Annotated in this window: 9 protein-coding genes, 1 pseudogene and 1 riboswitch; of the genes and pseudogenes, 5 read left to right on the top strand and 5 right to left on the bottom strand. The window is 62.8% G+C overall.

What is annotated here, in order from left to right; all coding sequences use genetic code 11:
• Together VFB18_RS11845 and VFB18_RS11840 are read left to right on the top strand one after the other, a co-directional pair.
• On the top strand, positions 1–337 hold a 337-nt coding region (locus tag VFB18_RS11845; RefSeq protein WP_324975375.1), incomplete at its 5' end, for an SH3 domain-containing protein.
• Positions 338–889: 552 nt separating this feature from the next.
• Positions 890–2,806 (top strand): DUF262 domain-containing protein, encoded by a 1,917-nt coding sequence (locus tag VFB18_RS11840; RefSeq protein WP_324975374.1) that lies wholly within the window; start codon positions 890–892, stop codon positions 2,804–2,806.
• A 19-nt stretch (positions 2,807–2,825) separates the two neighbouring features.
• Here the strand turns inward: VFB18_RS11840 and VFB18_RS11835 are convergent, their stop codons facing one another.
• On the bottom strand, positions 2,826–4,358 hold the full coding sequence (locus tag VFB18_RS11835; protein WP_324975372.1) for an acyl-CoA carboxylase subunit beta: 1,533 nt from the start codon (positions 4,356–4,358) through the stop codon (positions 2,826–2,828).
• Positions 4,359–4,702: 344 nt separating this feature from the next.
• On the opposite strand from VFB18_RS11835, the gene VFB18_RS11830 reads away from it, so the two are divergent.
• Positions 4,703–5,320, top strand: coding sequence for a hypothetical protein (locus tag VFB18_RS11830; protein WP_324975369.1), 618 nt, complete (start codon positions 4,703–4,705; stop codon positions 5,318–5,320).
• 63 nt (positions 5,321–5,383) lie between these two features.
• Here the strand turns inward: VFB18_RS11830 and VFB18_RS11825 are convergent, their stop codons facing one another.
• The 3 genes from VFB18_RS11825 to VFB18_RS11815 all read right to left on the bottom strand — a co-directional run bounded on the left by VFB18_RS11825 (position 5,384) and on the right by VFB18_RS11815 (position 7,636).
• Positions 5,384–6,118: an ATP12 family chaperone protein gene (locus VFB18_RS11825; protein ID WP_324975367.1), complete on the bottom strand. Its 735-nt coding sequence runs from the start codon at positions 6,116–6,118 to the stop codon at positions 5,384–5,386.
• Between the two features lie 31 nt (positions 6,119–6,149).
• Positions 6,150–6,494 carry a low affinity iron permease family protein gene (locus tag VFB18_RS11820; RefSeq protein WP_414675688.1) on the bottom strand — a complete coding sequence of 115 codons (345 nt, stop codon included), beginning with the start codon at positions 6,492–6,494 and terminating at the stop codon, positions 6,150–6,152.
• Between the two features lie 98 nt (positions 6,495–6,592).
• A complete protein-coding gene (locus VFB18_RS11815) occupies positions 6,593–7,636 on the bottom strand; it encodes an RluA family pseudouridine synthase (protein WP_324975361.1) in 1,044 nt (347 codons plus the stop codon).
• Positions 7,637–7,689: 53 nt separating this feature from the next.
• Positions 7,690–7,750: riboswitch (Fluoride riboswitch) on the top strand.
• 139 nt (positions 7,751–7,889) lie between these two features.
• Between VFB18_RS11815 and crcB the strand changes: the two genes are divergently transcribed.
• Positions 7,890–8,300 (top strand): fluoride efflux transporter CrcB, encoded by a 411-nt coding sequence (crcB, locus tag VFB18_RS11810; RefSeq protein WP_324975358.1) that lies wholly within the window; start codon positions 7,890–7,892, stop codon positions 8,298–8,300.
• Positions 8,301–8,302: 2 nt separating this feature from the next.
• A complete protein-coding gene (locus VFB18_RS11805; protein ID WP_324975355.1) occupies positions 8,303–8,647 on the top strand; it encodes a DUF190 domain-containing protein in 345 nt (114 codons plus the stop codon).
• A 3-nt stretch (positions 8,648–8,650) separates the two neighbouring features.
• Here the strand turns inward: VFB18_RS11805 and VFB18_RS11800 are convergent.
• Positions 8,651–9,122, bottom strand: a pseudogene (locus VFB18_RS11800) (replication-associated recombination protein A); the annotation flags it as partial.

Raw genomic sequence — 9,122 nt, 5'->3', positions numbered from 1 at the left:
GGTCAACACCGTGAAGGTCGTCGCCATCGCGGTTCCGGAGGCGGCTCCCTCGCCGCCCACCCCGCACCCGGCGCGTCCGCATGACGGCGGCTACGGGCTCGGCCCCGTAAGCGAGGAGCCGCAAGCGCAAGAGGAATGGATGGTGACCAAGGCCCCGGTCGACATGCACGCCAAGGCCGGGCAGTCGTCCGAGACGGTCAAGGTCGCCGACAAGGGCGTGAAACTCAAGGTTGTCGCGCGGGACAAGAACTGGGTCCAGGTCACCGATCCCAAGACCTCGATCACGGGCTGGATCTACAACCGCTTCCTCACGCCTGCGGCGCCGGTGGCGCAATAGCGAGAACTTCCTCCGACCCAAGTTTCATCGCCTCGCCGCGGTCTTCGCGCGAAGTCATGTCAAAGAACCGCCCCCATGAGGCGGCGTCCGCGCTTCCTTGCGGGAAGTGCGGCGGGCGCCTCTCAGCGCGCCATATCGCGGCGTTGGTCGGCTGCGGGCCCCGCTTCATCCCCGATCAAGTCGGGGACTCTCAGCGAGCTCCTGGCAGAACCTCTTAGTGGGTCCGGGGGGAGCTCCGGTGCCGCCCGAGTGCTCATGCCGCGTGCACGAACCCGCGGGCGCCGCACCTCGCCCCGTCGTCACGAACGCCTCGCGAGGCGCCCCTCAAATGGACGAGGTGATACAGAGTCTACCGTGAAGTTTTCGCGCGGGGGGATACCGTTTGTTGGGAGGAGATTTGTCCCGCGACTCTTGCGCGCGGAAAACCACTTGCGGCAGGTGGATGCTGCCAAGAGGGGAGTAATATCTTCAGCCCACTTCAAACGTGTCTTGCTTGTAGTGCGCCTCTGCGGCAACTTTGTGTAGCAGTTCTTTTGCTAGGGGAGACAAAAGTTGGACGCCAAAGACCATCCAGTCATTTCAGTGCTGAGCGACCAAAAGCGGTTCATGGTTCCCATATATCAGCGGCAATACTCTTGGAGCGAAAAATATTGGAACGACTTTTGGGATGACCTTGTTGCAAAGTCTGAAGAGACGCTCGAGGGTCTACCAAAGTTCAAACACTATATGGGCGCATTGATTATCGCGCCTGGAGCCGACGGGTATGTCGTTGGCACCACTCCCCGGGTTCAGGTCGTCGACGGCCAACAGCGTCTCACAACCTTCCAATTGTTTTTGGCCGCTCTTCGCGAAGTAGCAATTCGCATGAACTGTCCTGATGTCGCGGACAGCGTTCAAAATTATATCTTCAATCGCCCTATGACGGGCGATCATGATGCGGACGCCAAATTCAAACTTGTCCCAACACCCGAGGACAAGAAGGTGTTTCACGACATCATGTCGGGCAACTGGCAGAGTGTGCAAAAGAAGTACGCGAGCGCATTCTACAAGAAAGGTACACTGCGAGTCTCAACAGCACCCCTTACGATTAAAGCGCTCGCCTTCTTCATGGAGAAGATCGACGATTATTCGCGGTTTGGCGTTTATGACGCGGACGAAGAAAGACCTACCGAAGCAGACGATGAGGCGACGCGTCGAAGGCGCCTTCAGGCACTCCTTGAGGCACTGCTTAACCACCTGAAACTGGTGGTAATCACGCTCGATGAAAATGACGACGCTCAAGTGATTTTCGAAACGTTGAACAGCAAGGCCGAGCCACTGCTCGCGATGGACCTTGTGCGAAATAACATCTTTCATCGCGCCGAAGCCCAAGGAGAATCTTCGCAGGAGCTTTTCGAGACGAAGTGGCGGCCTCTGCAAGGGCGCTTCTGGAAAAGCGACTCTCCTAGGGCAAAGCCTCGTCGCCCGAGAATCGATCATTTCCTTAGCCACGCGCTCACGGCACAAACCGGTAAGGAAGTTTCGCTTCGCGAACTCTATGCGGAATACCGCGCATTTTCGAGACCGAAAGGTAAGCCACGTTTCACGACTGTCGAGGAAGAACTTGATGCATTGCTTCAGTTTACTCCCGCTTATGAACTTCTCGAAAACGGAGGTTCTGATTCCGCAATAACACGCCTGGGTACTAAGCTGGCGGTTTGGGAGGTCGCGACTGCCTATCCGCTAATTTTCAATATTGAAAGAGCAAATGTGGACGACGCCGAAAAAGCAGCGCTCTATCGGTTGATATACTCTTATCTTGTGCGACGCGCGATATGCGGGCTCACGGCAAAAAACCTCAATAAGACGTTCCAAAGGGTGGTGGGAGTCTTCCTAAAGGAAGGAGTATCCCGGGCGTCTTTTGCTAACGCCTTCGCAGGACAAACAGGCCCAGCCGTTCGTTATCCCGCTGATGAAGAATTTCGAACCGCCATTCGGTCCAATCCCGCTTACCAACTGATCCTTAAGAAGGAGCGCCTCACTGACATTCTTTGGGAGCTCGAACTTAAGACAAGGAATAAATTTTCAGTTGGAACGCCGCGACCAACGGGAATGTCCATTGAGCATATAATCCCACAGCGTTGGAGCGAGCATTGGACTTTGTCTGACGGGAGAAAGGCTCCGTCCGACCTGGTAACCGGCGCCGACGAGAAAATGTTGTCGCTTATTGCACAGCGCCAATCTGTACTTCATACACTTGGAAATCTAACGCTGATAACCGTTCCAGGCAATTCCGCCGCGTCGAACAGTGCTTTCCCCCAAAAGAGGCAATGGCTTAAGAAAAGCCTTCTCGCTCTCAATCTCGAGATCACAGATGAGAAAAATACCGATTGGAATGAGCATAACGTCCTGACTCGTGCAGACGCACTTTACAAATTAGCGACGAGCATCTGGCCCGCTATTGATGCTGAAACTGTAAGTGGTCTGTAACTAACGACTCGTCGTGCACCTACAGCGGGATGTTGTCGTGCTTCTTCCACGGGTTCTCGACGCGCTTGTTGCGCAGCATCTGGAGCGCGCGCGCGACGCGGCGCCGCGTCGAATGCGGCAAGATCACCTCGTCGATATAGCCGCGCTCGGCCGCGACGAACGGATTGGCGAAGCGCGCCTGATATTCGTCGATTCGCTTCTTGATCTTGGCGGGGTCCGATAGCTCGGCGCGATAGAGGATTTCGACGGCGCCCTTGGCTCCCATCACCGCGATCTCGGCGGTCGGCCAGGCATAGTTGATGTCGCCCCTGATATGCTTCGAGCTCATGACGTCGTAGGCGCCGCCATAGGCTTTGCGCGTGATCACGGTGACCTTCGGCACGGTCGCCTCGGTGAAGGCGAACAGGAGCTTGGCGCCGTGCTTGATCAGCCCGCCATATTCCTGCGCCGTGCCCGGCAGGAAGCCCGGCACGTCGACGAAGGTGACGAGCGGGATGTTGAAGCAGTCGCAGAAGCGCACGAAGCGCGCCGCTTTGCGCGAGGCGTCGGAATCGAGGACGCCGGCGAGCACCATGGGCTGATTGGCGACGACGCCCACGGTGCGCCCCTCGATGCGGGCGAAGCCGATCACGATGTTGCGCGCGAAGGTCTCCTGGATCTCGAAGAAGTCGCCCTCATCGACGACCTTATGGATCAGCTCCTTGATGTCGTAGGGCTTGTTCGGGTTGTCGGGGATCAGCGTGTCGAGCGACGGCTCTTCGCGGTCCCACGGGTCGCGCGTCGGCATCTCGGGCACGCCCGAGAAATTGTTGGCCGGCAGAAAGTCCATCAGCCGCCGCATCTGGAGCAGCGCCTCGACGTCGTTGTCGTAGGCCGCGTCGGCGATCGAGGACTTGGTGGTGTGCACGATGGCGCCGCCGAGCTGCTCGGCCGTCACCTCCTCCTTGGTCACCGTCTTCACCACGTCGGGGCCGGTGACGAACATGTAGCTCGTGTCCTTCACCATGAAGATGAAGTCGGTCATGGCCGGCGAATAGACGTCGCCGCCCGCGCACGGGCCCATGATCACGGAAATCTGCGGAATGACGCCGGAAGCGAGCACATTGCGCAGGAACACCTCGCCGTAGCCGCCGAGCGCGGCCACGCCTTCCTGGATGCGCGCCCCGCCCGCGTCGAACAGGCCGATGATCGGCGCGCGATTCTTGATCGCCATGTCCTGGATCTTGATCATCTTGTTGGCGTGCGCCTCCGACAGCGAGCCGCCGAACACGGTGAAATCCTTGGCGAACACGTAGGTGACGCGGCCGTTGATCGTGCCCCAGCCGGTGACCACGCCGTCGCCCGGCACGCGGGTCTTTTCCATGCCGAAATCGATGCAGCGGTGCTCGACATACATGTCGAACTCCTCGAAGGAGCCGTCGTCGAGCAGGAGCTCGAGCCGCTCGCGCGCGGTGAGCTTGCCGCGCTTGTGCTGCGCCTCGGTGCGCGCAGAACCGCCGCCCGCACGCGCCTTCTCGCGGCGCATTTCAAGCTCTTCCAGGACTTCCTTCATGTCGGCTCCCCATGTGAGGCAAAGGCGTGCCGGGTCAATAGCATGGGGCGTGGGCCCCGCAAATGCCCGGTGGGTCGCCTCACCCCAACTCTCTCCCCCAAGGAGAGAGAGGGAACCAAGGCCTCGCCGCAGGTCCCCTATCCCCAGCGGGGAGAGGGACAGGGTGTGGGGCATGTCCCGGAGAAACCGACGGGCCATGCGGCTTCGCGTCCACCAGGCTGCTGAATTATCGTCAAAATTGAGGAGTTAGACGGCGCCGCAGCTGGCTGGGGAGAGAGGAGCATGTCCTGTCACGAGCATCCTTCACGCGCCGGAGCCTCCTCGTTGCGGCAGGCGCCACAGCGGTGTCGGGCCTGATGGCGCAGGTGCGGCCAGCGGCGGCCCTGCCGTCAGACGGCTTCAAGCACACCATGACCACCATGTTCTGGGTGGGCGAGCCCGCGGACGCGGAGAACGCCTATATCCCGAACGACAAGAGCTATTGGGACAAGGATTGGCTCGCCAATTTCGGCGGCGTCGACCATCCTTTCGACCGCGACGGACACTGGCCTGCGGGCTTCATGCCGAAGGAGAACCCGTTCTACGTGGCGCTGCCTTACGGCGAGTTCCACGACGACGGCCTGCTCAAAGAGGAAGCTTGCGAGGTTCCGTGGTACCGCCCCGGGTTCTCGCCCCTGCTCAAGAACCGCTGGGTCGAGATCAGGTACGGCGCCTCGGTCTGCTTCGCGCAATGGCAGGATGTCGGCCCGTGCGGCGAGGACGATTTCGGCTTCGTGTTCGGCGCTTCCCACCTGCCGCAAAACACGTTCGACGCCAAGGCCGGGCTCGACGTCTCGCCCGCCGTCTGGCACGCGCTGGGACTGAAGGAGAACGCGGTGACCGCCTGGCGCTTCGTCGATCGCTCTGAGGTGCCGGAAGGCCCGTGGACGGAGATCGTCACGGTCTCGGGCAACAACCGCTGAGCCGCGCTTACGTGCCTGTTGCTTCTGAATGCCCGGCTCAAGGCCGGGCATGACGAGACCATATTAGTCGCGCAGAAGATCGAGCAGCCGCGCCGAGGCCTGGAAGTCGCGCCAGCGGTTGGCGCGGCGCTCTTTTGCCTCGGCGTCTTCGCCCCATTGGCTGATCTGGAAGTCCTCATCGACATGGGCGGCCTCCCACGCCTCTTCCGGCGTGAGCCTGCCCTTGAACACGGCAAGCGCGAGCAGCGCCGAGCCTGTCAGCGCCGTCATCACATGGAGCGCCGCGAGCCGGAAAGGATCGAGGCCCTCGAACTCGCCCCTGATGCGCGCGAGCGAAGCCTCGGGCTGGGCGACGTGGACGATGCCCTCCGAGAGCACGAGCGGCGCCCGGAGTCTCTCGCGCGCAAAGGCAAGCACCGGGTCCCAGCGCTTCCCTTGCGCCGCGACCAGGGCCTTGGGCCCCTCAGCCCGGTAGCACAGAAGGTCGGCGCCGGCGTGCCTGGCGATATCGTCGATGACCGCCTCTTCGCGGCCGGCAACGCCGTCGATCGCGCTGTTGGCGAGGCGCGTCAGCGGCATGGTGGAGGGATCGATGCGTTCGCCTTGCGCCCGCCACTCCTCGGCCACGGCTTCGGCCAGCGCACGCGAGGGAAGCGCGAGCTTCGCCTTCGCCGGCGTGCGCACCGGCTTGCCGTCGAGAAGCGGCGCCGCCGCCCCGCCCCCCTCGTCCCTCACCGCCACCTCTCTATAGAAGCGCTTCGGCAGGGCGGCCCTGGCCGCAGTTTCCGTTTTCGTCACGGCGCCGGCCCCTGATGAACAGCGATGAGCGTCATCGGTCGCCGGGCTTCGACCGCCGCCGCTCGAGATGCCGCGGGATCTCCTCCTGCGCCAGCCGGATGTAATCCTCCTTCAGCCTCTCGAGCTCGCGATCGTCGAGCGTCTCGAGATCGAGCAGCACGTTGCGCGCTTTCTGCGTGACGCGGATCAGCTCGTCGAGCTTGATGTGAATGGCGGCGGTGTCGCGGTTCTGCGTGTTCTGGATCACGAACACCATGAGGAAAGTGATGATCGTGGTCGCGGTATTGATGACGAGCTGCCACGTGTCGCTGTAGCCGAAGATGTGACCGGTGAGCCCCCAAACCACGATAGCCGCAACCGCCAAAAAGAAAGCCATCGGCCGTCCTGTGACGGCCGACACATAATGCGCAAAGCGCGCGAACCAACCCGGTTTCCCATGCATCGAAAGCGTCCTTTGTTTGACCTCGTCATCCATCATAACGCGCCTGTCGAGCGCTCGGCCCCCTCACCCGCCTCGAAGCCGAACAGGGCGAAGGCCTTCGCCATATGGTCGGGGAGCGGCGCCGTCACGTCGACCACGCCCTCGCCGGAAGGGTGCGGAAAGCTGATGCGCCGCGCATGCAGATGAAGCTTACGCGCGACGCCGTCAGGCAGATCCCGGTCGCCGTGATATTTCTCATCGCCGAGGATCGGGTGGCCGATAATCGCCATATGGGCGCGCAGCTGATGCTGCCGCCCGGTCACCGGCTTGAGCGAGACGAAAGCGCATGCCTGTCCTGCCCTGTCCACCACCGCATAGTGCGTCACGGCGGCCTGCGCGATCTCCTGCTCGCCGGGCCGGGCCTTGCGCACGCGGTCGCCTTCGGGCCCCGCCGCTTTGACCAGCGCCGCCTCGACCTTGCCTTGCGGCGGCTTCGGCACGCCCTTGACGATCGCCCAATAGATCTTGCGCACCGAGCGGGTCTGGAAGGCGCGGCCGAGCTTGGCTGCGACGGAGCGCCGCTTGGCGATGACAAGCACGCCCGAGGTGTCGCGGTCGAGCCGATGCACGAGCCTCGGCCGCGTCTCGGGCCCGTCGCCCATGGCTTCGAGCAACTTGTCGAGATGCTGCGTGGTCTTGGTGCCGCCCTGCACCGCGATGCCCGGCGGCTTGTTGAGGACCAGGAGATCGTCGTCCTCGTAGAGCGTGATCGAGGCGAGGAAGGCCCGGTCGGCCTTCGACAGCGTGTGTTTCGGCTGAGGAGGCGGCGGCACGTCGGGAAGCGGCGGAATCCGCACGGTCTGCCCGGCGGCAAGGCGCGTGCTCGCCTTGGCACGGCCGCCATCGACTCTCACCTGCCCGGTCCTGAGCAGCTTCTCGAGCCGGCTGTGCGGCAGCGAGGCATAATGCGTTCTGAACCAGCGATCGAGCCGCATGCCGTCCTCGGCCTCGCCGACCGTGCGCATCTCGACCGATGGCCTGGCCCGCGCCACGGGCGGCAAAGACGGGACGGCCGGCCTTGAGCCTTTGGGAACCATGGGCGCTCGTTTACGCTTGATCCGGCGGGAGACTCGATTAGCATGTCTCCCGACAATCCGACGGGGATGGAGTCCCCCGGGAACCGCCGATTGGCTAATGACTCCTACCGGCCCTTGATAGGCGGTGGGAGCCCAGGTCCGCAACCCGCCGCGTGGCGGGTTTTGTTTTGCCCGCAGAGAGCGGACCGAAGAAAGGAGCCATCATGTCCCTTCTCAGGCCGAGGCCAATCGGGCGCCGGCGAGGCCGCCTCTGATGCCGGCATCGCTTGCGCTTTATCTCTGGGTCGCGTTCGGCAGCGCACTCGGCGGCGCGGCGCGCTTCTTCTGCACCGGCCTCGCCGCCCGGCTGTTCGGCGAGACCTTCCCCTGGGGAACGTTGTTCGTGAACGTGCTCGGCTCCTTTATCATCGGCTTCTTCGCCACGCTGACCGGACCCGACGGACGCATCTTCGCCGGCACCGCAGGCCGCCAGTTCGTCATGGCCGGCATTCTCGGCGGCTTCACCACGTTTTCTTCGTTCAGCCTGCAAACTCTGAACCTCGCTAATGACGGTGAATGGCTCCAGGCCGGCGGCAATGTCTTAGGATCGGTCGTGCTCTGCCTCGTTGCCGTATGGGTCGGCCATCTGCTCGCGCTGTCCCTCAACGCCTTGAAATGGGTGTGACCATGCCGCTCGCCCGCGACGCCGTGCTTCTCCGCATCTTCATCGGCGAAGACGACAAGGCCGGCCACCAGCCGCTCTACGAGGCGATCGTGCTGAAGGCCCGCGAGATGCACCTCGCCGGGGCCACGGTCCTGCGCGGGCCGCTCGGCTTCGGCCATTCGAGCCGGCTGCACACGACCAAGGTGCTGCGCCTCTCCCAGGACCTGCCGCTCGTCATCGAGATCGTCGACGTCGAGGACAAGATCGACGCCTTTCTCGCCGCCATCGAGCCGATCATGGGCAGCGCTCTGATCACCACCGAGAAGGTGAAGGTGATCCGCTACGGCGAGAGCGGCCCGTGCGAATAGGGCCTAGTCCCCGCCCCGCTCGCGGCGAAGCTTGGCGAAGCGCTTAAGCCGCTCTTTCAGCTCGGCCTCGAAGCCGTAGGCGGTCGGCGCGTAGAAGGTCTGCCGCTCCATCCCGTCGGGGAAATAGTTCTGCCCCGAGAAAGCGTTTTCCTGGTCGTGGTCGTAGGCATAGCCGCGGCCGTAGCCTTCCTGCTTCATGAGCTTGGTCGGCGCGTTCAGAATATGTTTCGGCGGCAGCAGCGAGCCGCTCTCTTGCGCCGCGCTCGAGGCGATGCCGAAGGCCACGTAGCTCGCGTTCGATTTCGGCGCGGATGCGAGATAGATGGCGGCTTGAGCGAGCGCAAGCTCGCCTTCCGGCGAGCCGAGAAAGTCGTAAGTGTCCTTGGCGGCGAGCGCCTGCACCAGCGCATTCGGATCGGCAAGGCCGATATCCTCGACCGCCATGCGCACGAGCCGCCGCGCGATATAGAGCGGG

Source organism: Methyloceanibacter sp. (assembly GCF_035650995.1).
Taxonomy (GTDB): domain Bacteria; phylum Pseudomonadota; class Alphaproteobacteria; order Rhizobiales; family Methyloligellaceae; genus Methyloceanibacter.
Note: the sequence above shows the minus strand (reverse complement) of the source record. Positions and strands in the feature narration are given on the sequence as shown.

Excerpts from the sequence above, each read along its gene's own strand:
- VFB18_RS11835 (WP_324975372.1), bottom strand. The coding sequence starts at position 4,358 with ATGAAGGAAGTCCTGGAAGAGCTTGAAATGCGCCGCGAGAAGGCGCGT.
- VFB18_RS11820 (WP_414675688.1), bottom strand. The coding sequence starts at position 6,494 with ATGGCTTTCTTTTTGGCGGTTGCGGCTATCGTGGTTTGGGGGCTCACC.
- crcB (WP_324975358.1), top strand. The coding sequence starts at position 7,890 with ATGCCGGCATCGCTTGCGCTTTATCTCTGGGTCGCGTTCGGCAGCGCA.
- VFB18_RS11815 (WP_324975361.1), bottom strand. The coding sequence starts at position 7,636 with ATGGTTCCCAAAGGCTCAAGGCCGGCCGTCCCGTCTTTGCCGCCCGTG.
- VFB18_RS11805 (WP_324975355.1), top strand. The coding sequence starts at position 8,303 with ATGCCGCTCGCCCGCGACGCCGTGCTTCTCCGCATCTTCATCGGCGAA.